The organism is Streptomyces sp. NRRL WC-3549 (genome assembly GCF_000721935.1).
Lineage (GTDB): Bacteria > Actinomycetota > Actinomycetes > Streptomycetales > Streptomycetaceae > Streptomyces.
The window spans coordinates 55571-55807 of record NZ_KL585445.1 but is presented as its reverse complement, the minus strand read 5'-3'; the positions used below and the strand labels follow the sequence as shown (position 1 = coordinate 55807).

Annotated in this window: 1 pseudogene; it reads right to left on the bottom strand. The window is 75.5% G+C overall.

The window, feature by feature from the left end:
• Positions 1-237: pseudogene (locus tag IH13_RS0134475) on the bottom strand (hypothetical protein); the annotation flags it as partial.

Here is a 237-nt window from a genome sequence, read left to right as displayed (position 1 = left end):
GCACCGACCTTCGCGGCGTCCGCCGACGCGTCGATCATGGGGAACGACTTGATCTCGACGACCGTCCAGGTGCCGTCGGGGTGCACCACCACCGCGTCCGGCTCCAGATGGACGGGCGACCCCGCCACCTCCAGGGCCAGCATCGGATGGTCCAGCAGGGTCCAGCCGCCCGACGCCGTGGCCTCGCGCAGCGCCAGTGCCGTGCGGGCGGTGCGGCCCGCCGGACCGGCGGGCGGC